The following is a 24,503-nucleotide window of genomic DNA, read 5'->3' on the forward strand; positions in this document are numbered from 1 at the left end:
CTTCCACCCCTTAAAAGGGGTAACGCAGTAAGGCCCGACCCTTACACCTCGTAGACGGCGCCGGCCTGCCCCAGCAGAATCTCGCCATCAAACTCAGTACGGGCTGCCTCAAGCACACTGTGCGGGTCAGTCCACGGTTGAATGTGCACCAGCACCAGCGTCTTCACCCCGGCTTCGCGGGCGAGGCGTCCCGCCTCCTTGCCAGACATGTGCATGCCTTCGGCTTTGCCTTCCGACGACGCACCCCAGGCTGCTTCGCAGAGGAACAGGTCGGCGCCACGGGCGGCGTCGATAAGCGACGGCGTGTAGCTCGAGTCTCCCGAGAACGTCAGCACCTTGCCGTGCGCGTCCTCCACGCGCAGCGCATGCGACTCCTGGGCCGGGTGGATCACTTCAAACGGCGTGACCGTCAGACCACTCAACGTCTCCGGCTCGCGGGTGCGCCAGGTGGTGAACTCGAACGTGTCGGTGCAATCGTCGACATCATCCGGACCATCGGCACTCATGCGGCCAAAGTGCTCAACCGCGTATGAAGGCCCGATAAGGCGGTGGCGCTGCTTCGCCGGTGCCTCCGGGTGGTATCGGCGCCACACCAACAGCGACGGGAAATCCGAGCAATGATCAGCGTGCAGGTGGCTGAAGATCACGTGGGCCGCAGCAGGATCGAACCGTTCCTGCATCGCGGCGAGCGCCCCCGGACCAAAGTCCATCACCACATCGGTTTCACCCGGCACCGAAATGACGTAGGAGGAGGCGGGGTTCCCCGGCGCGGCAAGGCTTCCGGAGCACCCAAGGATGGTCAACTTCATGGAAACACTGTGCCATGAATGCGCCCTAATTTCACACTGGATCGCCGAAGCGCACGGCGAGTTTTACAGTCTGTTGCCCACCGCATGCACCTGAGGGCCGAGGAATCGGCGGGCGAGCTCATCGAATGTGCCAGGATCTCCGGTGGATTCGAAGATGCGGATTGGAGCGGTGGTGTCGTCGCTAAGCAAATCGCTCTCCGTGAGCACGCGCAACACATCCTTCGAGGTTTCCTCCGCAGAGGACACGAGCGTGACATCATCGCCCACGGCCAGCTGGATCACGCCGGAAAGCAGCGGATAGTGCGTACAGCCGAGCACAAGCGTGTCCACGCCTGCTTCGCGCAGCGGCTCCACATAGCCGCGGGCGACCTCGAGCACATGCTTGCCGGAGGTCACGCCCTGCTCCACGAGGGGGACGAAATCAGGGCAGGCAACCGCGGTAACGTCGACGGCGGGGTTGACCGCGAAGAAGTCCTGATACGCACCAGAGGTGACGGTGCCTTCGGTGCCAATGACGCCGATCTTATTGTTTCGGGTGGTCGCCATCGCACGGCGTACTGCAGGCTGGATCACTTCGAGGACAGGGATGCTGTAGCGCTCGCGGGCATCATGAAGAAACGCGGCGGTGGCGGTGTTACACGCAATGACAAGCATCTTGCAGCCACGTTCCACCAGATCGTCGGCAATGCGCTGCGAATGAGCGCGCACATCCGCGATCGGCTGCGGACCGTACGGGCTGTTGGCGGTATCGCCGATATAAATCAAGGATTCGCCCGGCAACTGATCCATCACCGCACGCGCCACGGTCAGCCCGCCGACACCGGAGTCGAACAACCCAATCGGCGCGTTGTTACTTACCTGGTTGCTTACCTGGTTACTCACCTGCGCGCCTGCTTTTCCGCAGCCTTCGCCTGCTTCTTCGCATGCTTTTTCGCGGCGAGCTCCGGCGGATCGTCAGACGTGATGATCATGCCGGCGACAATGCCACCGATCGCGCCGAAGAGGTGCGCCTGCCAACTGACACCCTCAGTGCCCGGCAGCACACCCCAAATCAAACCGGAGTAGAAGAAGCCGAGGATTAAGCCGGTAAGAATCTGACCAATCGAGCGGTTGAAAAAGCCACGCACCAACAGGTACGCCAACCAGCCATACACCAGGCCGGACGCGCCAATGTGGTTCGTGCCAATACCGCCGAACACCCAGGTGCCGAGTCCGCCGATGAGCAGAACGAACGTTGTCACCTCCCAAAACACGCGCTTGCCGGAGTAACCGATGAGGTAGGCAAACAGCGCACCCGGCAGCGAGTTGGAAATGATGTGTTCCAGATTCGCGTGCAGCAGCGGCGAGGTGAAAATCATCGGCAGACCGTTGATGTCCAGCGGGTGTATGCCAAAGCCCTGCAGCCACGGGAAGAAGAGCTGCAGAATAAACACAGCCCAAATCAGGACCAGGAAGCCACCTGCAAAGCGCAGCCCGGATTTGCGCTGCTGCCTGCGTTTGAGCGACCTGCTCGCCGGGTAACCCTGTCCCTGCAACCCCATGCCCGGCTGGCCGTACGGCTGACGCTGGTTGGCATAGGGGTTGTGTGGCACACCCGGCGCGGGCATGCCGCCGAACGCGGGTGGTTGGGTCTCTGGGTGGGAGAACGGACGCTGGAACGGCTTGCCGTAGCCGGGCTGTTCGGTGCGTCCGTAGCCCCAGCCTTCAGGGGTGTGGTGGTTGTTATTGTTCATCGTGGTGCAGCTTAGCTGCCTGCGCTAGGCGCGTGCGATGTCGCGCCAGGCGGTGATACCAAAGTCACCCGTTGCGTTTACTACAGCGTCCACGATTGCAGCCTGCACTGCTTGGGCGCCGGCTTCTCCGATGCGTCCGAAAGCTTCGACATCGCTGACCGGCTGCGCACCAGGTTGAGCGGTGGACACTGCGAACAACGTGTCGCCGTCGAGTGGCGAGTGCGCGGGGCGAATGGCTCGCGCGATGCCGTCGTGCCCGGTCATTGCCACGCGCTTGAGTTGTGGCTTTGTGAGCGGCGCATTCGTGGCAATCACACCGATCGTGGTGTTCAGTTTCGGTGTGGGGCGCTCAAGCGCGTTAAACCGCTCCAGGTCCACCGCGGGTTTCGCGCCATCGCCGTAGAGGAGCCCGGTGTGCTTATCGACGACCATCCCAACCGGATTGGCAACCACATACGCCTCAACCGTGTAGCCGTCCGTGCTCATCGTGCTCACCGTGGCCTGGCCAAACCCACCCCGCAGCACGCCAGCGGTTGCGCCACAGCCAGCACCGACACTGCCGGTCGCTCCTGTACCACCGTCGAAGGCGGCGGTGATCGCGGCTGCACCATCGGCCGCAGTGGGGCGGTGTGCCGGGTCGCCGACGACAAGGTCGAAGATCACCGCCGCAGGCACGATCGGCACCCGGGGGCCCGGCATGTCTTCGCCGAACACCGGAAAGCCCCAACCGCGGCGTTCCAGCTCGGCCATCGCTCCATCGGCGGCCGCAAGTCCAAACGCGGAGCCGCCACAGAGCATGATCGCGTGGACCCGCTCAACTGTGTTGTGGGGTTCGAGCAGGTCAGTCTCACGTGTACCGGGGCCACCGCCACGCACATCCACTGCCGCGACCATGCCTGCCTCGTGCGGTGCAAGGATCGCGGTCACGCCAGTGTCCGCGAGTGAGATGTGGCCGATGCGGGCCAAGGGGTCGTCGATACGCATGCGCTCGAGCTAGCCCATCAATGCGTCGAGCAAAGAATCCTGACAGTACGCGAGCCACTCCACGAGCATCGCGCGCTCCTGCTGAGCGCCCTCGCCACCCGAAGTGTCAGCGGAAATGTAGAGGCGCATGTCGTTGACCGCAGCGATGAACTTGTGCGCGTCTTCTTCCTCGATGGTGACCTCAACGCCACCAGTGGGGCCGAGCGCCTCGTTGACCACCTGCAGGTTGATCAACTTCGCACGAATGATGTCGTTTTCATGCAAGCTGCGCAACAAACCGTTGTCGCCCTCGAACTCCTCGTCGCCCTCACGCTCAAAGTCGGGCAACAATCGAGCCAACTTCGGATCCTGTGGCGCCTCCGTGTGCCCGGTGGAAACCCCCATCATCTCCGCGAACTCATCCTTCGGAGCCGACTGCGCACGTGCAATCAACGCCTCCGACACCGTCGCCGTGAGATCCCCAATGACCTCACGCTCCATCGGATCAAACGTGGTCGTGTACTTCGGGGTTGAACGCATCAACCCCTTCTTCTTACGCCAAGGCTGCATTCGTCTCCCCTACCCTGCCTGCTGCATCGTCGCCCACAGACCGGCGGTATGCAGTTTCTTCACGTCGGTTTCTACCTTGTCCTTCTCGCCAGAAGAGACCACAGCCTTGCCCTCAGTGTGGACCTGCATCATCAGCTCCTGGGCGCGCTTACGGTCGTAGCCCAGCACCGTCTGGAACACATAGGTGACATAACTCATCAGGTTCACCGGGTCGTCCCACACAATGCACAACCATGGCAGGTTCTCGCTCGTGGCCACCTCGACATCGACGGCCTCGTCGAGCTCCGGGGTCGCCATCGGCGAACTCATATGCGCCGGTTCGGCAGCGTTGCGAGCTGAAGCAAACATGTGAACCACCTTACCCCGTCGGACGGGAGGGGACGGGAGGGTACGCTTGCACACCATGAACCAACCGCTGCCCTCTACCGCGTTTTTAACCGACATGTACGAGCTCACCATGCTCGACGCCGCCATCCAAGATGGCACAGCCGAACGCGAGTGTGTTTTCGAAGTCTTTGGCCGCCGCATGCCCAACGAGCGCCGCTACGGCGTCGTCGCAGGTACCGCGCGTGCCCTCGACGCAATTACCCGCTTCCGCTTCACCGAAGAGCAGATCGCAACCGCCGATTTCCTTTCCGATGCAGCACGCGAATATCTCCGCAACTTCCGCTTCTCCGGCCAGGTGGACGGCTACCGGGAGGGCGATCTGTACTTCCCGTACTCCCCAATCATGACGGTGCGCGGCACGTTCGCCGAGTGCGTCATCTTGGAAACTGTCATCCTGTCCATCCTGAATGCCGACTCCGCGATTGCCTCCGCCGCGTCGCGTATGGTCTCCGCGGCAGACGGCCGGCCGATTATCGAGATGGGTTCGCGCCGTACCCACGAAGAGGCTGCCGTTTCGGCTGCACGTGCGACCTACATCGCGGGTTTTGACGCAACTTCCAACATGGAGGCGTCGCTACGCCACGGCATCCCGGCGTCCGGTACTGCCGCCCATTCGTGGACGCTGCTGCATGTCGACGAGAACGGCCAGCCCGATGAAAAGGCCGCCTTTGCCGGCCAGATTAAGTCCCTAGGTAAGGACACCACGCTGCTGGTGGATACCTTTGACATCACCAAGGGCGTGGACAACGCGCTCGAGGTTGCTGGCACCGAACTCGGCGCGGTGCGTATCGATTCTGGTGATCTCGGCATCGTCTCACGCCGCGTGCGCAAGCAACTCGACGAGGCAGGTGCGTTCAACACCAAGATCATCGTCTCCTCCGACTTGGATGAGTTCGCCATCGCAGGTCTGCGCGGCGACCCAGTCGATGGCTTCGGCGTCGGCACCTCTGTGGTGACAGGCTCCGGCGCGCCTACGGCTGGCCTGGTCTACAAGCTCGTCGAGGTCGAAGGCCACCCCGTGGCCAAGCGTTCTTCCGGCAAGGTCACCTACGGCGGCGGCAAGTCTGCGCTTCGCGCGTACCGCTCCTCCGGCGTTGCGGTGGGCGAGATTATCCACCCGATGGGCGCCGAAATCCCCCGCAAGCCGAACCTGGACTACCGCGAGCTGACCGTGCCGATGATCCGCGACGGTGAGGTCCTGGACAACCAGCCAAGCATCGAGGACAGCCGAAAGCTGCACGCCGAAGCACGCACCACCCTGCCCTGGGAGGGCCTCGCTCTGTCGCGCGGCGAGGTTGCCATCCCGACCCGTTTTATCGGGTTTCCGGAGCCCACCGAGTAGGCCGTGGCAGACGAACCGCTTTCGCACAGCACAGGTGAGTTGCTTTCGGCTGCCGTCGAGTCGCTCGGCGGCTCGCGCCGGCCTGGCCAGGTCAAGATGGCCGACGCGGTCACTCGTGCGTTGGATTCCGAACGTCACCTTGCCGTTCAGGCAGGCACTGGTACGGGTAAGTCCCTGGCGTACCTGGTTCCTGCGCTCCGTTATGCACAGATGCACGACACAACCGTTGTGGTCTCCACTGCGACGATCGCGCTGCAGCGCCAACTGGTCGACCGTGACCTGCCGCGCCTTGCCGACGCGCTTGAGCCTCTCCTGCCCCAGCGACCAACCTTTGCCATCCAAAAGGGCCGTAACAACTACGTCTGTTTGCACAAGGTGCTTGCGGAGGACCCCAGCGACACCCTCATCGAGGAAGAGGATCTGACCTGGCTGGGCAAACACGTCAAGCGCGTCGCCGATTGGGCGCAAGACACCCCGACCGGTGACCGCGACGATCTGGTTCCTGGTGTGCCAGATCAGGCGTGGCGCCAAGTTTCGGTGACCTCCCGTGAGTGCTTGGGGGCGACGCGTTGTCCGCACGGCCAGGACTGCTTCGCGGAGATCGCCCGGGAGCGCACCAAGGACGTGGACATCGTGGTCACCAACCACGCACTACTGGCTATCGATGCCCTCGCCGATGTGGACGTGCTCCCCCAGCACGATGCTGTGATTATCGACGAGGCCCACGAACTCGACGGACGCATCACCTCGGTCGCTACCGCGGAGATTTCCGCACGCGCACTCGCCATGGCAGCTCGCCGTGCCGACAAGCTTGGCGCGAAACGCGAAACACTCGAGGACGTTATCGACGACTTCACTGCCGCCATCGACCTCGAAGCCCCCGGCCGGTGGGAAACCATTTCCGACCCGGCACGTGGTGGTTTTGTCGCTCTGCGCGACGCGTTGTGGAAGACCCGCCAGTCCATCGGCGAACCGCCCGAGGGTGAGGCCCAGAACGATCCGGAGAAGTTTGCGGAGCGTGGCAACCTGACCAACCACTTGGAGGATCTCCACGACGCGATCGTGCGCATCCTCGGTGTGTTCGACGAGCCGGATCCGGCCAAGCACACCGACGTTGTGTGGCTCACCCGCTCCGACCGCCACGGCGATTCCGTCTCCGTCGCGCCCCTGTCGGTCGCGGGGCTGCTCCACGAACGGCTTTTCGGGGAGCGCACCGTGGTGCTTACCTCTGCCACGTTGACGGTCGGCGGCAACTTCAACGCCATGGCCAGCGCCTGGGGCTTGCCGAAGGGCACCTGGGACTCGCTCGACGCTGGCACCCCGTTCGACCCCGCCAAGTCGGGCATCCTCTACACCGCGAAGCACCTGCCCACCCCGGGCCGCGATGGGCTTGCGAAGGAAACGCTCGATGAGATCGCGGACCTTATCACCGCCGCCGGTGGCCGCACCCTGGCACTGTTTTCTTCTCGACGAGCCGCCGAACAGGCCGCCGAAGCCATGCGGGCCCGCCTCCCCTTCGACATCTTGTTGCAGGGCGAGGACTCCACCGGTGTACTGGTTGATAGTTTTGCCAAGTCAGAGAACTCATGTCTGTTCGGCACACTGACGTTGTGGCAGGGCGTCGACGTTCCAGGGAGCTCGTGCTCGCTGGTCATCATCGATCGCATCCCCTTCCCCCGCCCCGACGATCCCCTGTTGCAGGCCCGAGCGAACGCCGCCGATGCCGCCGGCCGGTCGGGCTTCATGGAGGTCTCCGCCACCCACGCGGCGCTGCTCATGGCGCAAGGTGCCGGCCGCTTGCTGCGCTCCGTCAATGACCGCGGGGTCGTGGCAGTGCTGGACAATCGCTTAGTGACGAAGCGCTACGGCTCGTTTATCCGCCGCAGCCTCCCCGCCTTCTGGGATACCACCGACCCCGAGGTCGTTCGCGGCGCGTTGAAGAGGTTGGTGGCTAAGGGATAGCCACCACGGTGGTGGAACCGGGCGCGACCTCCGTGTAGCCCGCGTCTCGCACCGCGACCGCACCTGGCCGATCGCAGTACTCACGGAACTGATCAGCAGACACTTCACGCACGTTTAGCGGGAACCCCTGCTCGGCCCAGTCCAGCACCCACTCGAGGTCCTGCGCCGCAGCAAGCAACATTGAGGCGTGTCCTACCTGTGCGGCCGCCTTGCCCGCGGACATCGCAAGCGAACTGTCCACTGCGATCAACGGAGCACCCTCGACGAGCGGCAGGTCTTCGCCCTCCTCGAGTTCTGTGCCCTTGATCTGCAACTTGGCTATCGCATGTGGCACATCCCCTACAGCAGACGGAACAAACGCGCGTACCGATCCCACTGTCACCCCAGGTAACGCCTGCACGTCATCCCAAGCCTTGTTCCGTGCCCTCCGGGCAACCTTACGGATGCGGTGTGAATACCACTGCTCTACCCCGTCGCGCCAGAAACCATCGATGCCCGCACGAGAGTCGAGGCATACGGCGACGACGGCGCGGGCGGCGCAAACAAGCACCGCGTTGCGGCTGGGCGGATCCTGCTTGGGCAGATTGATGGCGAGTTGCATCGCCTGCACTGTCGATGGGTCGTTTGGATCCTCGCTGCGTTGGCGGTAGTCATCTGCGACGCGTTCCCGCAGCAGCTCGTATGCGCTTGTGATTTCGGTTGTCTCGGCATTCATCCTGGTTCAGGGTAGTGGGCACAACAAAGCCCCCGCCGAAGCGGGGGCTGAGTTCAGGAGGCCAGTAGTCCGTTGCTACTTGGCTGGGGTGTTATGCCTCGCGGTGGCCAGTGTGGGCCTCACGACGCAGGGTCTCCACCATGTGCGGGTAGTGCAGCTCGAACGCAGGACGCTCGGAGCGGATACGCGGCAGGGAGGTGAAGTTATGGCGCGGCGGCGGGCAGGAGGTTGCCCACTCGAGGGAGTTGCCGTAGCCCCACGGATCGTCGACGGTGACGATCTCGCCGTAGCGCCAGGACTTGAACACGTTCCAGATGAACGGCAGGAAGCCGATACCCAGGATGAAGGAGCCAACAGTGGACACCTGGTTCAGGAGGGTGAAGCCATCGGTGTCGAGGTAGTCAGCGTAACGACGCGGCATACCCATGTTGCCCAGCCAGTGCTGAACCATGAAGGTCAGGTTGAAGCCGATAACAACGAGCCAGAAGTGAATCTTGCCCAGCTTCTCGTCCAGCATGCGGCCGGTCATCTTCGGGAACCAGAAGTACACGCCAGCGGTGGAAGCGAACACCACGGTACCAAACAGGGTGTAGTGGAAGTGCGCAACCACGAAGTAGGAGTCGTGCAGCTGGAAGTCCAACGGCGGAGCAGCCAGCATAATGCCGGTCAGACCACCGAAGAGGAAGGTGAACAGGAAGCCCGTTGCCCACAGCATCGGGGTCTCGAACGTCAGGTGACCGTTCCACATGGTGCCGAGCCAGTTGAAGAACTTCACACCGGTCGGAACCGAAATCAGGAAGGTCATGAACGAGAAGAACGGAAGCAGGACAGCGCCGGTGGCGAACATGTGGTGTGCCCACACAGCCATGGACAGACCTGCAATAGCCAGGGTTGCGAAGACCAGGCCGATGTAGCCGAAGATCGGCTTACGGGAGAACACCGGGACGATCTCGGACACCAGGCCGAAGAACGGCAGTGCGAGGACGTACACCTCAGGGTGGCCGAAGAACCAGAACAGGTGCTGCCACAGGATCGTGCCGCCGTTAGCGGTGTCGTAGATGTGGCCGCCGATGAGACGGTCGAAGAGCACACCCATTGCAGCTGCGGTCAGCAGCGGGAAGATCATCAGCGCGATGATCGAGGTAACAAACACCGTCCAGGTGAACACCGGCATACGGAACATGGTCATACCCGGCGCACGCATGGTCAGCACAGTGGTGAGCATGTTCACGGCGGAAGCAATGGTGCCCACACCGGTAGCGCCTACACCGACAATCCAGAGGTTGGCGGAAACGGACGGCGTGTGCGTTGCGTCAGCCAGCGGCATGTACATCGTCCAGCCGAAGTCAGCAGCGCCACCCGGGGTAACGAAGCCGGCCAGCATGGCGATAACACCAACGGTGGTGACCCAGAAGCCGAATGCGTTCAGACGCGGGAAGGCCACATCAGGGGCGCCGATCTGCAGCGGCAGAACGTAGTTAGCAAAACCCCAAACGATTGGGGTACCGAATGCCAGAAGCATCACGGTGCCGTGCATGGTGAACAGCTGGTTGAACTGCTCGTTGGACAGGAACTGCAGGCCTGGGCTGAAGAGCTCCAGACGAATCAGCAGGGCCATCAGGCCAGCCACGAAGAACCACACGAACGACATGATGATGTACATGATGCCGAGGTCTTTGTGGTCGGTCGTGATGAGTTGCTTATAAAATTGCGAACCCTTGCGGGCATGGCCCGTCGGCTCGGGGCGTGTCGGCGGGACGTGATTGTCCAGCCTAGGTGCCACAGCGGTCATTGAATCCTCCTGATTTCGACAACTGCACTTGACCCGAATTGCCTCGAATCACGCACAGCTGCCACGAGTGATACCGGATCAGCATAACGTTCTGCACACTGTTTTTCCAGCCTCTCCGAATACTGTTCCCCCTTGCGGGGTGAACCCATGCAGTCAACCCTGCTGCGTTGTCTGCAAATGGGAGACGCCTCGCCGGTTGGCGAGGCGTCGTCGACAAGCAAAGTGCGATTAGAAGTCCCAGTCGTCGTCCTGGGTATCCTCCGCACGTCCGATGACATAGGAGGAGCCGGAGCCGGAGAAGAAGTCGTGGTTCTCGTCGGCATTTGGCGAAAGCGAAGCCAAAATTGCCGGGGAGACCTTCGTCTCATCGGTTGGGAACAGCCCCTCGTAGCCAAGGTTGTTCAGCGCCTTATTCGCGTTGTAGCGAAGGAAGCGCTTCACGTCCTCCGTCCAGCCGAGCGGGTCGTAAATATCCTCGGTGTACTGATTCTCATTCTCGTACAGGTCGTACAGCAGATCGAAGGCGTAATCCTTAAGCTCTTCCTTCCGCTCTTCGGACTCGTTGCGCACACCGAGCTGATACTTGTAGCCGATGTAGTAGCCGTGCACGGCCTCGTCGCGAATGATCAGACGGATAATGTCGGCCGTGTTGGTCAGCTTCGAGTGCACCGACCAGTTCAGCGGCAGGTAGAAGCCCGAGTAGAACAGGAACGATTCCAGCATCACGGAAGCAACCTTGCGCTTCAGCGGATCATCGCCCTCGTAGTAGGACAGGATGATCTTCGCCTTGCGCTGCAGGTACTCGTTTTCCTCAGACCAACGGAATGCCTCATTAATAGAAGGGGTATCCGCAAGCGTCATAAAAATGTTGGAGTAGGACTTCGCGTGCACCGACTCCATGAAGGCAATGTTGGTCAACACTGCCTCTTCGTGCATCGACGTCGCATCCGGAAGCAACGACACCGCACCAACCGTGCCCTGGATTGTGTCCAGGAGCGTCAGGCCGGTGAACACACGCATGGTCGCGGCCTTTTCATCCTCAGTCAGCGTGTTCCAGCTCGGAATGTCATTGGACACCGGAATCTTCTCCGGCAGCCAGAAATTGCCCGTCAAGCGATCCCAAACCTCGAGATCCTTGTCGTCGGGCACATTGTTCCAGTTAATCGCCTTCACCGGTTTGGTGTGAGACTCAAGGTAACTCGCGTATTCGTCAGTCATGGCGACCATCCTACCCGAGACCCCCATAAGAGAAATCGGGCTTGAAATTGCATTGAATGAGCGTCTCAATGGCCTAAGATACTGACGAATTACACACAATTAGCTGCCTGAAGGAGGGCACTGTGACTTCGAGCGACAAGCGCTCACCCACGCAACCCCTACTCTCGTCCATCCTGGATGTGTTAGGGGAAGAGATCGTCTCGGGTGTCCAGCCGGAAGGCAACACGTTCACCCTTCATGATCTGTCCGAGCGTTTCGGTATCTCTCGCACGGTCGCGCGCGAGGCGATGCGTGCGCTTGAGCAGTTGGGGTTGGTGTCGTCGTCACGCCGCGTGGGCTTGAAGGTGCTCCCCCAGTCCGAGTGGAATGTGTTCGACCACCAAATCATTTCTTGGCGTTTGCGTAGCGACGAACAACGGCACGCCCAAATCACTTCCCTGCGCGAACTTCGCGACGCAATCGAGCCGTCCGCCGCGCGCCTCGCCGCGACGAATGCCACCCCTGCGGAAGCACGCGAGCTGTGCGCCCTCGCCGAGCGCATCGTGGAGCTCGCCGGTCAGGTCGCCGGTAACTCTGAGGAGTTCCAAGAGGCCGACGCCCGCTTCCACTCGTTGCTGCTTACCGCGTCACGCAACGAAATGTTTGTCCAGTTGACCCAGCCGATCATGGATGTGATGAAGGGGCGCTCCGAGTACGGCATCATGCCGGACGATCCGGAGATGAACACCATGAAGATTCACATCGAGCTCGCTGACGCGATCGCCAACAACGATCCGGATCGTGCAGAAGATGCTTCTCGACGACTCCTGCGCGGTGTCAACGAGTTCATGGAGATTTAAAACCCCCGGGGTTCCCGCCTCCTACAGGCGGGAACCCCAACCCCCGAGCCCCTCCCTACGTGCTTAGAGCATGCAGGAGACGCAACCGTCGACCTCGGTGCCTTCCAACGCCATCTGACGCAGGCGGATGTAGTACAGGGTCTTAATGCCCTTGCGCCATGCGTAGATCTGTGCGCGGTTGATGTCGCGAGTGGTCACCGTGTCCTTGAAGAACAGGGTGAGCGACAGGCCCTGATCCACATACTTCGTGGCAACTGCATACGTATCGATGATCTTTTCGTAGCCGATCTCGTACGCGTCCTTGAAGTATTCGATGTTCTCGTTGTTCATGTGCGGCGCCGGGTAGTAGACGCGGCCGATCTTGCCTTCCTTACGGATCTCGATCTTGGATGCGATCGGGTGGATCGACGAGGTCGAGTTGTTGATGTAGGAAATCGAACCGGTCGGCGGCACAGCCTGCAGGTAACGGTTGTAGATGCCGTCACGCGCCACGTCGGCCTTGAGCTGCGCCCACTGCTCCGCCGTCGGCACAGCAATGTTGGACTTTTCAAACAGTGCCCTGACCTTGTCAGTCTTCGGTGCGAAATCAGCCGGATCGTAGCGGTCGAAGAACTCACCGGTTGCGTACTCGGACTTGTCAAAGTCCTTGAATGCGCTGCCCTTCTCCACTGCAATCTTGTGGGATGCGCGGATGCACTCGTACATCACCGCGGCAAAGTAGGCGTTGGTGAAGTCCAGGCCTTCCTCGGAGCCGTACTCAATGTGCTCGCGGCCGAGGTATCCGTGCAGGTTCATCTGCCCCAGACCAATGGCGTGGGAGGACTCGTTGCCGTCGCGTACCGGCGGCACCGACTCGATGGAGGTCTTGTCCGCCACGGCTGTCAGCGCACGGATTGCCGTTTCGACCGTGCGGCCGAAGTCCTCGGAATCCATCGCCATTGCGATATTCAGCGAGCCCAGGTTGCAGGAGATGTCGTGGCCGACTTCCGCGTAAGTCAGGTCCTCGTTCAGCACCGACGGAGAGTTAACCTGCAGGATCTCCGAGCACAGGTTGGACATGTTGATGCGGCCGGTCTTCACCGGGTTCGCACGGTTCGCGGTGTCTTCGTACATGATGTACGGGTAGCCGGACTCGAACTGGATCTCTGCCAGGGTCTGGAAAAAGTTACGGGCGTTGATCTTGGACTTGCGGATGCGTGGGTCCTCGACCATCTCTTCGTACTTCTCCGTCACAGAAATGTCTGCGAACGGCACGCCGTAGACACGTTCGACGTCGTACGGGGAGAACAGGTACATATCGTCGTTACGCTTAGCCAGCTCGAAGGTGATGTCCGGAATGACAACGCCCAACGACAGCGTCTTAATGCGGATCTTCTCGTCGGCGTTCTCACGCTTGGTGTCCAAGAACCGCATGATGTCCGGGTGGTGCGCGTTCAGATACACAGCACCTGCACCCTGGCGGGCACCGAGCTGGTTGGCGTAGGAGAATGCGTCCTCCAGAAGCTTCATCACAGGGATGACGCCGGAAGACTGGTTCTCAATGTGTTTAATCGGCGCACCGGACTCGCGAATGTTCGACAGCAGCAGCGCCACACCGCCGCCACGCTTGGACAGCTGCAGCGAGGAGTTGATGGCGCGGCCGATGGACTCCATGTTGTCCTCGATACGCAGCAGGAAGCAGGACACAAGTTCGCCGCGCTGTGCCTTACCTGCGTTGAGGAAGGTTGGGGTGGCGGGCTGGAAACGGCCGGTCATGATTTCGTCGACAAGCGCGAATGCAAGATCCTGGTTGCCATCGGCAAGGAACAGCGCCGTCATAGCCACGCGATCCTCGAAACGCTCCAGGTAGCGGCGGCCGTCAAAGGTCTTCAGCGTGTAGGAGGTGTAGTACTTGTACGCGCCGAGGAACGACTTGAAGCGGAACTTGTAAGAGTAGGCGCGCTTGAACGTGTCCTTAATAAACTCCCACGCGTACTTCTCAATCGTGTCCGGCTCGTAGTACTTGTTCGTAACCAGGTAATCGATCTTCTCTTCCAGATCGTGGAAGTAGACCGTGTTCTGGTTCACGTGCTGCAGGAAGAACTGGTTCGCAGCCTCACGGTCTTTATCAAACTGAATCTGACCGTTCTCGTCATAAAGATTCAGCAGCGCGTTCAACGCGTGGTAATCCAGCTGGTCCTTTTCATGAGCCGGCTCCGGGACATTCTTACCGAGGGGCAGAGTAGACACTTCGAGGCCTTTCAGTTCGTAGTTCTTTTGTATTTACCGGCGTATTTTTCGCGCAGTTTTGCCAATCGCTCCGACTCATCCGGAGCCTGCTGCACGTGCGCTTGCGTATCGACGACCTCCGGTCCCCCACGCAAACCCAATCGTTCAGCGTTTTCAATCAGTTGGTTGCGCACATGCGCGACATCTTCGGCCGAGCCCATGAGCTCAAACCTGTATAAGTACGGGACCTTACACTTGTCAGCGATCACCGGCCCAGCAAGGCAGTAATCCGCACCAAAGTTAGAGTTTCCGGCGGCGATCACACCCCGCATCAAGGTGCGATTGCCCTCATTGTTCATGAAGCGGATCACTTGCGCCGGCACCGGCCTGGAATTACCACCACTCACGCTCACCCCACCTCCGTAAGTGGGACAGATGAGGATGTATGGCTCGTCGACGACGAGTTCCGGATCGGTTCTGCGCAGGGGGATCCGCTTCGCAGGAAGGCCGAGCTTCTCCACAAACCGCTTCGTGTTCTCAGTGGCGGAGGAGAAGTAGACGACCAGCATGGCCACTACCTTTCTTGTGCAGATTTCAGAAGGCTACTGCCAGTTGTGCGCCTCATGGCGCCGGTATGCGCGCGACGCTTAAGCCGCTGCGAGCAGACCCTTGATGCGCTCCGGGCGGAAGCCGGACCAGTGCTCACCGTTAGCCTCAACCACCGGAGCCTGAACATAGCCGAGGGCCATCACGTAATCGCGGGCCTCTTCGTCCACAGAAATGTCGACGGTGGTGTACTCAAGGCCGGCCTTCTTCAGCGCCTTCTCGGTTGCCTTGCACTGCATGCACGCCGGCTTGCTGTAAACGGTGATCGACATCGCTTGTGGTCCCTTCTCTGCGGGTTCTTTGGGGAGATTTTCTTCTGTCCCCGTCTCCGCGGGGCAACACCAAGAGACACTATACCTTGGGGCTGAGAAGGGCAACTGCTACTACATGTAGTAGTTACATGGGTGATATTCCCAGGATAGGTGCCCAGAATTACCTACATGTAGTCCGCACGCTCATCCGCAACACACAGTTTTGTTGTTTCACGGGTGTAATTTCCTCGAAATAGATTCATCCCGCCCTAGAACTTCGCCTGTTTTTGGGAACGCAAAAACCCCGCCACCACACGGTGACGGGGCGCCTGCTCGCGACAATTAACCCTGACGGGCCTTGAAGCGCGGATCCTTCTTGTTGATCACGTAAACCTTGCCGTTGCGGCGCACAACCTGGGCGCCCGGCTTGTTCTTCAGCGACCGAAGCGACTTGCGGACCTTCATCGGGCGCTCCTTTCTGCTCGGATTACCTGCAATTAGCGACGCACGGCGAACTGCCGAGTCGCAACACGGGGATAAATGTTACACATCACCCGCGCTGAATCAAAACCCTCACGTATCCCCCTCCCATATACGATGAGCGCTATGCAATCCGAGATCATCGCCGCACTCGGCGTGTCCCCCGTTATCGACCCTGCCGCAGAGATCGACCGCCGCGTGCAATTCTTGGCCGATTACCTCGACCGCACCGGCGCAAAAGGCTACGTGCTTGGCATTTCCGGCGGGCAGGACTCCACCCTCGCCGGCAAGTTGGCCCAGCTCGCGGTAGTGAAGCGACGCGAGGCTGGCTCGGCTGCCGAGTTTGTCGCTGTCCGTCTCCCCCACGGCGTGCAGGCCGACGAGGACGACGCGCAACTGGCGCTGCGGTTCATTGCTCCGGACGAGACGGTAACCGTGGACATTGAGCCGGCCACCACCGCGCTGTCCGGAGCCGTCGCAGGCGCGCTCGGTGTGGAGGGACTCGGCGACTTCAACAAAGGCAACGTCAAGGCACGTATGCGCATGATCGCCCAGTACGCCATCGCTGGTGAGCGTGGCCTGCTGGTCATCGGCTCCGATCACGCAGCGGAGAACGTCACCGGGTTTTTCACCAAGCACGGCGATGGCGCGGCCGACCTCATCCCACTGGCAGGCTTGAACAAGCGCCAGGGTGCGACAATGCTCAAGCACCTCGACGCCGATCCGCGCCTGTGGGAGAAGGTGCCCACCGCCGATCTGGAGGAGGACCGCCCAGCCCTTCCCGACGAGGAAGCGCTTGGCATCACCTACGCACACATCGACGACTACCTCGAAGGCAAGACCATCCCCGCCGACGCCCAGAAGCGCCTCGAGCACCTGTGGCGCATCGGCCAGCACAAGCGCCACATGCCGCCGGGCCCTGCCGACACCTGGTGGCGCAGCTAGAGCAGATCTCCACCATAGGGGTGAACCACCGTCGCCCCTACCGATAGTGCAGCTGCTGCTTGTTTCCGGTCCGCCGTAATGAATGGGCAGTTCAGCCCTAGTGATTGCATCCTTGCCCAAGTCCCAACATGCAGGGCGTCCAAGGCTTTCGCTTCTCCACTCACTGCAACTGCCGCCTCAATGACGCGATCATCGATACTGAGGAACGAGACTCTAGATTCCAATTCGCTCAAATCTTCGGCGCCGTAGCCCATTCGATGCGCAAAACGAGCTAACTCCACACGCACGATGGCCGAGCTCACCAAAGCCTTTCCCCAGAGCACAGACAAAGCCCACTCGCTATGCGCCTCCCTGCCAGAGGAGGCAATCAGTACAGATGCATCGACATATACAAGCGGCTCCACCCCAGTCATCACCCTTCGCCCTTTTCGGTACGCGCCAAGTCGAGAGCCTGCAGATCCGCCATCACCCGTTCTAAGCGATCTTCCCCGCGCTCTTCTTCCAACCACTCTTCAAGCGATACTGCAGACGCTGCGGGCCTCCACCCTTCTTCGAAGACTTTTCCCTTCTGCGCAAGCAGCCCAAGCTCCTCGAGTCGATCTAGTCCGGTTTTCTGGCTCACCGGCCGAATTTCCGCGATTGGCACTCCCCTGTCGGTCACGGTCAACGTGACCCCCTCCTTCGAAACACGGTCGATCACAGCACGCGTCTTCTGATTTAGTTGGCGCATCGACACCGTGGTGCCGTCGGCTTGTCTCGTTAACAGCGCCTGTAGGCGTTCCTCGATGTTCATGCGACACCTCCCGATGTATTACATGTCTTACATTGCAGGATAGTGTGCTACCCAACAACCCGCAAGGACTCTTCTGCCGCCCGCACCAGCGCCGATCCGTACGACGGACCGTGTGTCCAGGCGTGCACCGCAAGCGGGTGCATCTGGTGGATCGCGATGCGCCGCTGCCAATCCTGTCCGAGCTTGCCTCCGGAGTCGATGTAGCCGCCGACGATCGCGTCGAGGTACGGCGCTCCGAACAGCTCCAGCATCGCGAAGTCGGTCAACGGGTGCCCGCCGTGCGCGGCCGGGTCGATAAAACGCGGACCTTCTGGCGAAAACAGCAGGTTGCCCGTCCACAGGTCGCCATGAATGCGCGCCAAGGGAGCCTCCCCGTCTTCCCGCACCAGTGCGTCGCAGACGCGCCGCACCGTCTCCAGTCCTTCCCGGTTCAGGTTGCCCGCACGCACCGCATTTTCCGCGAACGGCAGGACGCGCTGCTCGGTATAGAACACCGCCCACCGTTTCTCTGGCCGACAGGCCTGCTCGCGGGTGCCAATGAAGTTCGGCCCCTCCCAGCCGTCTGCCGGCGCACCAAACGCATCCGCACCCATCGCGTGGATGGCCGCCAACTCGCGTCCCGCCTGTCTCGCTGCGTCTTTGGTGGGGCGGGCACTGTCGACCCGCTCGATGGTCAGCGTGTTCGCCTCCTCGTCAAGGTCCAACACCTCCACGACGGCAGCCGAGCCCTCACGCAGCCAGCGCAGGTACGCGGCCTCGGCTGCCGCCGCTCCTGGCGCGCTGCCGTGCTTCACAAACGTGTCAGACATCAATGCTCTCCAATGCCAGTAGGAAACGTTTTGCTTCTGTCCCGCCACGGTAGCCCCCAAGCGCGCCATCGCTGCGCAGCACGCGGTGGCACGGGATCAGGATCGGAAGCGGATTCGTCGCACAGGCGCTTCCCACTGCGCGCACTGCTTTGGGGCGGCCCACCGCCCGAGCCAACTCCCCATACGTCGTCGTCTCACCGTACGGGACCTCCATGAGCGCCCGCAGCACCTCAGCCCGGAACTCGGTCACGCCATCCAGGTTCAGTGGCACGTCGAACGCCCTGCGCTCCCCGGCGAAATACTCGGCGATCTGTTGGGTGGCGAGGGCAGCGGTGACGGTGTCGTCGATACGCGACTGCCCTGCATCCCCGGGCAACAGCACCCTCGAAACGGCACCTGCTGAGGTCACCACCCCAAGCTGACCGATTGAAGTATCCATGGGCCCACGATACGAGAAAGGCTGCCCGACCAAACGGTCGGACAGCCTTCGTGGTGGAGCTAACGGGATTCGAACCCGTGACCCCCACACTGCCAGTGTGGTGCGCTACCAACTGCGCCATAGCCCCGCGTGTAAACGGTATGTAGTTGTGGAGTGGAGCTAACGGGATTCGAACCCGTGACCCCCACACTGCCAGTGTGGTGCGCTACCAACTGCGCCATAGCCCCTTGGAACTTTGGTCAATATACCGGGCCAGCCCGCCCCCGGCCAAATCGCCAGCCCCCACAAAAGGCGATATCGGCTTTTAGCCACCGCTTCAGGATGCGACCTGGGCAAATGCAGGCCGCTTGGGGCTAAAAGCCGATATTGGTCTTTGTGTTTAGCGGCTGGCCAGGACCTCCGGCCAGAAGTCACGCGGAGAGTCCTCCTTCTCGTCGAGGTTCGGGTTGCCCGTGATCTCTCGGAGTTCCTCAATATCGACGAGCTTTTCCACATCCTCGCCATCGACAAGCACGCGCGGGGTCCATGCCTCGCCGGTCTTGTCTTCCTGGTACTTGCGGTTGTCGTCGCCAAGACGCTTCGCGGTGTCGATGAACTTGCCGTCGCGAATATCCTTCACAGCCTCATCGCTTGCACCGTAGTCTGCGGCCAGATCTGCGAAGCCGTTCTCGTCGTACTTGTTGTACGCCGACTGCTGGTTCTCAAACAGGAAGTTGCGCAAGGTGAACGCGGAAGAGAAATCGCCGTGGGCCAGCAGCGCCAGCTCGGCAGCCAGTGCCTTGGTGGAGTGGCCCGTCATGCCGCCATCGAGTGCGGTCATCGGGCGCAGGTCCACGTTGATTTCACCCGCGCGGACCTTCTCCAGCATCTGCTCATCGGTAGCAACGTGCAGGTCTGCACAGTGGGAGCAGGAGAAGTCTTCGAAAAGTTCAGCCTTGTTGGCATCCTTGTTTTCGCCGGTGATGTGGATGATGTCTTCTTCTTGGTTCCACTCGACGTTGATACCGGTGACGTCGATCATCTCCGCCTGCTTTGCAGCGCTGCGGTTTGCCTTGCCGTTGTAGACAATGATGCCGATGACAAGCAGAGCAATCGCGATAACAGCGACGACGGCCCAGATGAAGGCCTTGCTACCGCTCTGGTTCGGGTTTTGCACTTTGCGTGTGGTCACACGTGTCTCCTGTTGTTGGCGCCGCGATCACGGCGCGGTGGACGGGTACTGCGTACAACGGTCAAGTTTAGGGGTAAATTGCAAACTTCTTAAACGGGCGCCACATCATGAAGCCTGTGATGGCGATGTAGATGACATCGCGGAACACCGTAGCGAGCAGATTCGTCTCCCCTTCGCCGGCTGCGGACGGGTCGAAACAGCCACAGTCGATAACGAGTCCCCGCTGCCAAGCGGACAGCATGCCGATGATGAACAGCACGAGCACGTAGATGGACACCTTGCCCGACCAGCGCAGGTTGATGCCCAGCAGCAGCAACAAACCACCTGCGAGCTCGAGCGGCCCGATGATATGGGCCAGCAAGTCGGACCAGGCTGGGGTGAAGATTTCGTAGGCCTCGATGGTTTTGGCGGTATCCAGGTGGACACCAATTTTTGCCCACCCAGCAGAGATCCAAATGTAGGCCATGTAGAACCGCGCTAACGCGGACAACACGTCCAGGACCAGTGTTTTTGTGTCGCGCGTTGCAGGCGCGGCTGTCGTTGTGCTCACTCGGCTGATTCTACTCCCCTATTTGCCCAACACCTGAGAAACAAGCGCCTTGGCTTCTTCTTGTACCTGCGCCACGTGCTCCGCGCCGAGGAACGATTCGGCGTAGATCTTGTACTTGTCTTCGGTGCCGGAGGGGCGCGCGGCAAACCAGGCGTTTTCGGTGGTCACCTTCAGTCCGCCGATGGCCGCGCCGTTTCCTGGGGCCTCCGTTAGCTTTGCGACGATTACCTCACCCGCCAGCTCACTCGCCTGCACTTGGTCGGGCGACAGGGCCTTCAGGGTGGCTTTTTCCTCGCGGTTTGCGGGGGCGTCGATACGCTCATATGCAGGCGAGCCGTACTGCGCTTCGAGCTCGGCGTAGCGCTGCGACGGAGTTTTGCCGGTCACCGCGGTAATTTCAGCGGCGAGCAGGTCCATGATCAGGCCATCCTTGTCGGTGGACCAGACCTTGCCGTTTTTGCGCAGGAAGGATGCGCCGGCGGACTCTTCGCCGCCGAAGCCGATGGTGCCGCTGACGAGTCCTGGCACGAACCACTTGAATCCAACCGGGACCTCGACGAGGTCACGCCCGAGCGATGCGACAACGCGGTCGATCATCGACGAGGACACCAAGGTCTTGCCCACCGCCGTGTCCTTCGCCCAGCCGTCGCGGTGACTAAACAGGTACTCGATGGCCACGGCGAGGTAGTGATTCGGGTTCATCAGCCCGGCGTCCGGGGTGACAATGCCGTGGCGGTCCGCGTCGGCGTCGTTGCCGGTGGCCAGGTCGTACTTGTCGCGGTTATGCACGAGCGATGCCATGGAGTCTGCACTGGAGCAGTCCATGCGGATCTTGCCGTCGGTGTCCAACGTCATAAATCGCCAGGTGGCGTCCACGCGTGGGTTGACCACCACGAGGTTGAGCCCGTAGCGCTCCCCGATCGCTCCCCAGTAGTCCACGCTCGCCCCACCCATCGGGTCTGCGCCGATGTGCAGGCCAGATGCCTTGATGGCGTCCATATCCACCACGCTGTCCAGGTCGGAGACGTAGTGATCGAGGTAGCCGAACTTCTCCGCACGCTCGTCCAGCACGCCACTGACTGACACTCGCTTCACACCGGCGAGCCCCGCGGCGACGTATTCGTTCGCCCGGCGCGCAATCCAGTCCGTAGCTTCCGCCGGTGCGGGTCCGCCGCTTGGCGGGTTGTATTTAAAGCCGCCGTCGCGCGGTGGGTTGTGCGATGGGGTAACCACGATGCCGTCGGCGCTTCCGCCGGGGTGGGTCAAAATCGCGTGAGAGACGGCTGGGGTTGGGGTGTAGCGCCCGGCGGCGTCGACACGCACTGGTACCTCGTTGGCAATGAGCACCTCGAGCGCGGAAACCATCGCCGGCTCCGACAGGGCGTGGGGGTCACGGCCGATGTAGACCGGACCGGTGATGCCTTCGCCGCGGCGGTAATCGACGATCGCCTGCGTCGTCGCCAAGATATGCGCTTCGTTGAATGCATTATCTAACGACGACCCGCGGTGACCCGAGGTGCCGAACACCACTTGCTGGTCCACATTGTCGGGGTCGATATCGCGGGTGTAGTAGGCGGTGACCAGCTCGGCAATGTCGATGAGGTCCTCGTCGCGGGCGGGTTGGCCGGCGCGCTCGTGTGCCATGGGGGCTCCTTTTGTTGCGGGCTGAGGGTGTGTATGGACAGCTCCATCATCGTCCGTGAATCTAAACTCTGCCAGTTTTATATTATTCGGCTATGCGTATGCTTTACTCTTCCGCATGGCTTCCACCCTCAACGACATTTTGAGCACTATCTCGTCCATCGTTTGGGGGCCTTTCGTCCTCATTCCGCTGCTGCTGGGCACTGGTTTGTTCCTCACTGTCCGGCTGCGCGGTATCCAATTCCGCACGCTGGGTCGGGCGACGCGTCATGCGTTCGTCGATAAGGCTGAAGAGGGCGCGGGCGACATCTCCAACTACCAGGCACTGACCACCGCGCTGGCGGCGACGGTGGGCACCGGCAACATCGTCGGTGTGGCCACCGCGATCTCCATCGGTGGCCCTGGTGCACTGTTTTGGATCTGGCTCACCGGCATCGTCGGCATGGCGTCGAAGTACTCCGAGGCCTACCTGGGTGTGCGCTTCCGCACCACCGACAAGAAGGGCAAGCAGCAGGGCGGCCCGCACGAGTACCTGAAGACTGGTGTCGGCGGCGGCTTCGGCAAATTCCTCGCCGCCGCGTTTACCCTGTTCACCATCTTCGCGTCCTTCGGCATTGGCAACCTCGCGCAGGGCAACTCCATCGCCGCCGGCATGCACGACGCGTTTGGCATCAGCGCCAACGTGGCCGGCGTGATCATCTTCTTCGCCGTTGGCGCTGCCGTCCTGGGCGGCATTGAGGGCATCGGCAAGATCACCGCAGCGTTCGTACCGCTGATGATTGTCATTTACGTCGGCGGCGGCATCACCGCACTGGTACTTATGGCAGACCGCGTACCGGCCGCGATTGCCACCATCTTCACCGACGCATTCACCGGCACCGCTGCCACCGGCGGCTTCGTCGGCTCCGGCATCATGCTGGCCATCCAGTTCGGTGTCGCCCGCGGTATTTTCTCCAACGAATCCGGCATGGGTTCCGCCGCCATCGCCGCCGCGGCAGCCAAGACGCAGCACCCGGCGCGCCAGGCTCTCGTTTCCATGACGCAGACGTTTATCGACACCATCATCGTCGTCACCATCACCGGCCTCGTCATCGTCACCGCCGGCACCTGGGACATGGGCCGCGAGGAAGCCGCCATCATGACCGCCTCCGCCTTCGGCCAGGCACTTCCCGGCGAGTGGGGCAGCCTGATCGTTTCCGTCGCCCTGATCTTCTTCGCCTTCTCCACCATCCTGGGCTGGTCCTACTACGGCGAGCGCGCCATCGTCGCCCTGTTCGGCGAGTGGGCGTCGATCCCCTACCGCATGTTCTTCACCGCGCTGTCCTTCGTCGGCGCGGTGGCGTCGCTGGAGCTGGCCTGGACGTTCTCCGACCTGTCCAACGGGCTCATGGCCATCCCGAACCTGATCGGTCTGCTCCTGCTGTCCGGCATTGTGGTGCGCGAGACCCGCGAGTACCTCGCGTGGGATCCGCACCTGAAGAAGTCGCCGGAGGAGGTCGCGGCGTTCGTTGAACGCCAGAAGATGGATTGGCACTAGGCTCGCGCCCATGCGTATCGACGACACCCTCACCACCACCTTCACCGTCGCCCTCGGCGCGGCGTTGGGGGCAGTGGTCAGACACCTCGTCATCCTCGGCGCCGCCCCCGGCTCCACCGCTGCCCTGGCCCTGACCTTCGCGGTGAACATCGCTGGCTGCTTCGCCATGGGCCTGTTCAAGCCCGGCCCGCTGTGGGGCACGGGCTTCCTCGGTGGCTTAACCACCTACTCCGCCGTCTCTGTAGCCGCGATGCAATCGCAGGCCATCGAGGCCCTCGGCATCATTGCGCTGAGCTACGCCACCGCCATCGGCGCGTGGTTCGCCGGCGACGCACTCAGGAGCCGCCGCAATGCTTAACATCGCCGCGCTTAGCCTCGCCCTCACCCTCGCCGCCGTCTTCGCCGGCGCACTGTTCGGCGGCACCGCCCGCTACGCACTGTCCCGCATCATCCACAACGCCCACGCCGCCACCTTCGCCGCCAACGTCGTCGGTTCCACCGTCGCAGGCTTCGCCGTCACCACCCCGGTGGCCTGGCAGTTAGCCCTCGGCGTCGGGTTCGCCGGCGCGCTGTCTACCTGGTCCACCTTTGCCAAAGAACTCGGCGAGCTCATCAAGGCGAAAAAGCACAGCGAGGCCCTGCGCTACGGCCTGTCTACCGCCGTGATCGGCATCCTGGCTGCCTGGTTCGGTCTGCGCTGGGGCCTTCGAGCCTTTGGCGCTTAACGGTTACACTGGACAGAC

27 protein-coding genes and 2 tRNA genes are annotated in these 24,503 nt (G+C 61.6%); 7 read left to right on the forward strand and 22 right to left on the reverse strand.

Going from position 1 to position 24,503, the window contains the following annotated elements; genetic code table 11:
• Positions 1-41 precede the first annotated feature (41 nt).
• The 6 genes from HMPREF2617_RS05660 to clpS all read right to left on the reverse strand — a co-directional run bounded on the left by HMPREF2617_RS05660 (position 42) and on the right by clpS (position 4,384).
• Entirely contained in the window at positions 42-809 is a 768-nt protein-coding gene (locus tag HMPREF2617_RS05660) for an MBL fold metallo-hydrolase (RefSeq protein WP_070840288.1), read from the reverse strand.
• A gap of 63 nt (positions 810-872) precedes the next feature.
• Positions 873-1,691, reverse strand: a complete 819-nt coding sequence (gene murI / locus HMPREF2617_RS05665) for a glutamate racemase (RefSeq protein ID WP_070840289.1) — start codon at positions 1,689-1,691, stop codon at positions 873-875.
• Positions 1,688-2,350: a rhomboid family intramembrane serine protease gene (locus HMPREF2617_RS05670; protein ID WP_070840301.1), complete on the reverse strand. Its 663-nt coding sequence runs from the start codon at positions 2,348-2,350 to the stop codon at positions 1,688-1,690. The genes murI and HMPREF2617_RS05670 overlap by 4 nt, the downstream gene beginning before the upstream one ends.
• A gap of 216 nt (positions 2,351-2,566) precedes the next feature.
• Complete coding sequence (locus tag HMPREF2617_RS05675; RefSeq protein WP_070483527.1) at positions 2,567-3,526, reverse strand: P1 family peptidase; 960 nt, start codon at positions 3,524-3,526, stop codon at positions 2,567-2,569.
• A 9-nt stretch (positions 3,527-3,535) separates the two neighbouring features.
• On the reverse strand, positions 3,536-4,075 hold the full coding sequence (locus HMPREF2617_RS05680; RefSeq protein WP_070422591.1) for a DUF2017 domain-containing protein: 540 nt from the start codon (positions 4,073-4,075) through the stop codon (positions 3,536-3,538).
• 9 nt (positions 4,076-4,084) lie between these two features.
• On the reverse strand, positions 4,085-4,384 hold the full coding sequence (gene clpS / locus HMPREF2617_RS05685; protein ID WP_070422616.1) for an ATP-dependent Clp protease adapter ClpS: 300 nt from the start codon (positions 4,382-4,384) through the stop codon (positions 4,085-4,087).
• Positions 4,385-4,478: 94 nt separating this feature from the next.
• Between clpS and HMPREF2617_RS05690 the strand changes: the two genes are divergently transcribed.
• Positions 4,479-5,804, forward strand: a complete 1,326-nt coding sequence (locus HMPREF2617_RS05690; protein WP_070422592.1) for a nicotinate phosphoribosyltransferase — start codon at positions 4,479-4,481, stop codon at positions 5,802-5,804.
• 3 nt (positions 5,805-5,807) lie between these two features.
• Positions 5,808-7,766 carry an ATP-dependent DNA helicase gene (locus tag HMPREF2617_RS05695; RefSeq protein ID WP_070422593.1) on the forward strand — a complete coding sequence of 653 codons (1,959 nt, stop codon included), beginning with the start codon at positions 5,808-5,810 and terminating at the stop codon, positions 7,764-7,766.
• On the opposite strand, the gene HMPREF2617_RS05700 is transcribed toward HMPREF2617_RS05695, so the two are convergent.
• From HMPREF2617_RS05700 to nrdF, 3 genes are all read right to left on the reverse strand, one after another.
• On the reverse strand, positions 7,756-8,481 hold the full coding sequence (locus tag HMPREF2617_RS05700) for a peptidyl-tRNA hydrolase (protein WP_070422594.1): 726 nt from the start codon (positions 8,479-8,481) through the stop codon (positions 7,756-7,758). The two genes, HMPREF2617_RS05695 and HMPREF2617_RS05700, sit on opposite strands and share 11 nt — an antisense overlap.
• 91 nt (positions 8,482-8,572) lie before the next feature.
• Complete coding sequence (gene ctaD / locus HMPREF2617_RS05705; protein WP_070422595.1) at positions 8,573-10,273, reverse strand: aa3-type cytochrome oxidase subunit I; 1,701 nt, start codon at positions 10,271-10,273, stop codon at positions 8,573-8,575.
• Between the two features lie 228 nt (positions 10,274-10,501).
• Complete coding sequence (nrdF, locus tag HMPREF2617_RS05710; RefSeq protein ID WP_210400822.1) at positions 10,502-11,491, reverse strand: class 1b ribonucleoside-diphosphate reductase subunit beta; 990 nt, start codon at positions 11,489-11,491, stop codon at positions 10,502-10,504.
• A gap of 122 nt (positions 11,492-11,613) precedes the next feature.
• Here nrdF and HMPREF2617_RS05715 point away from each other — a divergent pair, with 122 nt between their 5' ends.
• Positions 11,614-12,330, forward strand: a complete 717-nt coding sequence (locus tag HMPREF2617_RS05715) for a FadR/GntR family transcriptional regulator (protein ID WP_070422597.1) — start codon at positions 11,614-11,616, stop codon at positions 12,328-12,330.
• A gap of 63 nt (positions 12,331-12,393) precedes the next feature.
• Here HMPREF2617_RS05715 and nrdE read toward each other — a convergent pair whose 3' ends face one another.
• From nrdE to ykgO, 4 genes are all read right to left on the reverse strand, one after another.
• On the reverse strand, positions 12,394-14,559 hold the full coding sequence (gene nrdE / locus HMPREF2617_RS05720; RefSeq protein ID WP_083284793.1) for a class 1b ribonucleoside-diphosphate reductase subunit alpha: 2,166 nt from the start codon (positions 14,557-14,559) through the stop codon (positions 12,394-12,396).
• Positions 14,560-14,570: 11 nt separating this feature from the next.
• The gene (nrdI, locus tag HMPREF2617_RS05725) at positions 14,571-15,107 is read right to left on the reverse strand and encodes a class Ib ribonucleoside-diphosphate reductase assembly flavoprotein NrdI (protein WP_083279447.1); all 537 of its coding nucleotides are present in this window, start codon (positions 15,105-15,107) and stop codon (positions 14,571-14,573) included.
• Between the two features lie 78 nt (positions 15,108-15,185).
• A complete protein-coding gene (gene nrdH, locus HMPREF2617_RS05730; RefSeq protein WP_070422598.1) occupies positions 15,186-15,416 on the reverse strand; it encodes a glutaredoxin-like protein NrdH in 231 nt (76 codons plus the stop codon).
• A gap of 321 nt (positions 15,417-15,737) precedes the next feature.
• Positions 15,738-15,860 (reverse strand): type B 50S ribosomal protein L36, encoded by a 123-nt coding sequence (gene ykgO / locus HMPREF2617_RS05735; RefSeq protein ID WP_038612879.1) that lies wholly within the window; start codon positions 15,858-15,860, stop codon positions 15,738-15,740.
• A 132-nt stretch (positions 15,861-15,992) separates the two neighbouring features.
• On the opposite strand from ykgO, the gene nadE reads away from it, so the two are divergent.
• On the forward strand, positions 15,993-16,820 hold the full coding sequence (gene nadE, locus HMPREF2617_RS05740) for an ammonia-dependent NAD(+) synthetase (RefSeq protein ID WP_070422599.1): 828 nt from the start codon (positions 15,993-15,995) through the stop codon (positions 16,818-16,820).
• Here the strand turns inward: nadE and HMPREF2617_RS05745 are convergent.
• The 9 genes from HMPREF2617_RS05745 to pgm all read right to left on the reverse strand — a co-directional run bounded on the left by HMPREF2617_RS05745 (position 16,817) and on the right by pgm (position 22,226).
• Complete coding sequence (locus HMPREF2617_RS05745) at positions 16,817-17,233, reverse strand: type II toxin-antitoxin system VapC family toxin (protein WP_070816477.1); 417 nt, start codon at positions 17,231-17,233, stop codon at positions 16,817-16,819. The genes nadE and HMPREF2617_RS05745 overlap by 4 nt on opposite strands.
• Positions 17,233-17,613 (reverse strand): type II toxin-antitoxin system prevent-host-death family antitoxin, encoded by a 381-nt coding sequence (locus tag HMPREF2617_RS05750; RefSeq protein WP_070483516.1) that lies wholly within the window; start codon positions 17,611-17,613, stop codon positions 17,233-17,235. The genes HMPREF2617_RS05745 and HMPREF2617_RS05750 overlap by 1 nt, the downstream gene beginning before the upstream one ends.
• Before the next feature lie 47 nt (positions 17,614-17,660).
• Positions 17,661-18,422 carry a fructosamine kinase family protein gene (locus tag HMPREF2617_RS05755; RefSeq protein ID WP_070840290.1) on the reverse strand — a complete coding sequence of 254 codons (762 nt, stop codon included), beginning with the start codon at positions 18,420-18,422 and terminating at the stop codon, positions 17,661-17,663.
• On the reverse strand, positions 18,415-18,861 hold the full coding sequence (locus tag HMPREF2617_RS05760; RefSeq protein WP_070422603.1) for a methylated-DNA--[protein]-cysteine S-methyltransferase: 447 nt from the start codon (positions 18,859-18,861) through the stop codon (positions 18,415-18,417). Before HMPREF2617_RS05760 ends, HMPREF2617_RS05755 begins: the two co-directional genes overlap by 8 nt.
• Before the next feature lie 51 nt (positions 18,862-18,912).
• A tRNA-Ala gene (locus HMPREF2617_RS05765) sits at positions 18,913-18,988 on the reverse strand.
• A 27-nt stretch (positions 18,989-19,015) separates the two neighbouring features.
• Positions 19,016-19,088 (reverse strand) — tRNA-Ala (locus tag HMPREF2617_RS05770).
• A gap of 152 nt (positions 19,089-19,240) precedes the next feature.
• Entirely contained in the window at positions 19,241-20,032 is a 792-nt protein-coding gene (locus HMPREF2617_RS05775; RefSeq protein ID WP_070422604.1) for a DsbA family protein, read from the reverse strand.
• Between the two features lie 67 nt (positions 20,033-20,099).
• Positions 20,100-20,582, reverse strand: coding sequence for a MauE/DoxX family redox-associated membrane protein (locus HMPREF2617_RS05780; RefSeq protein ID WP_256365999.1), 483 nt, complete (start codon positions 20,580-20,582; stop codon positions 20,100-20,102).
• 18 nt (positions 20,583-20,600) lie between these two features.
• Positions 20,601-22,226, reverse strand: a complete 1,626-nt coding sequence (pgm, locus tag HMPREF2617_RS05785; RefSeq protein WP_070840291.1) for a phosphoglucomutase (alpha-D-glucose-1,6-bisphosphate-dependent) — start codon at positions 22,224-22,226, stop codon at positions 20,601-20,603.
• Positions 22,227-22,341: 115 nt separating this feature from the next.
• Here pgm and HMPREF2617_RS05790 point away from each other — a divergent pair, with 115 nt between their 5' ends.
• From HMPREF2617_RS05790 to HMPREF2617_RS05800, 3 genes are read left to right on the forward strand one after another with little or no spacing between them, the layout of a single operon-like run.
• The gene (locus tag HMPREF2617_RS05790) at positions 22,342-23,760 is read left to right on the forward strand and encodes an alanine/glycine:cation symporter family protein (RefSeq protein WP_070422606.1); all 1,419 of its coding nucleotides are present in this window, start codon (positions 22,342-22,344) and stop codon (positions 23,758-23,760) included.
• A 10-nt stretch (positions 23,761-23,770) separates the two neighbouring features.
• Positions 23,771-24,118, forward strand: coding sequence for a CrcB family protein (locus tag HMPREF2617_RS05795; protein WP_070829378.1), 348 nt, complete (start codon positions 23,771-23,773; stop codon positions 24,116-24,118).
• On the forward strand, positions 24,111-24,485 hold the full coding sequence (locus HMPREF2617_RS05800) for a fluoride efflux transporter FluC (protein WP_070569137.1): 375 nt from the start codon (positions 24,111-24,113) through the stop codon (positions 24,483-24,485). Before HMPREF2617_RS05795 ends, HMPREF2617_RS05800 begins: the two co-directional genes overlap by 8 nt.
• Positions 24,486-24,503 lie beyond the last annotated feature (18 nt).

The organism is Corynebacterium sp. HMSC070H05 (assembly GCF_001837615.1).
GTDB lineage: Bacteria > Actinomycetota > Actinomycetes > Mycobacteriales > Mycobacteriaceae > Corynebacterium > Corynebacterium coyleae.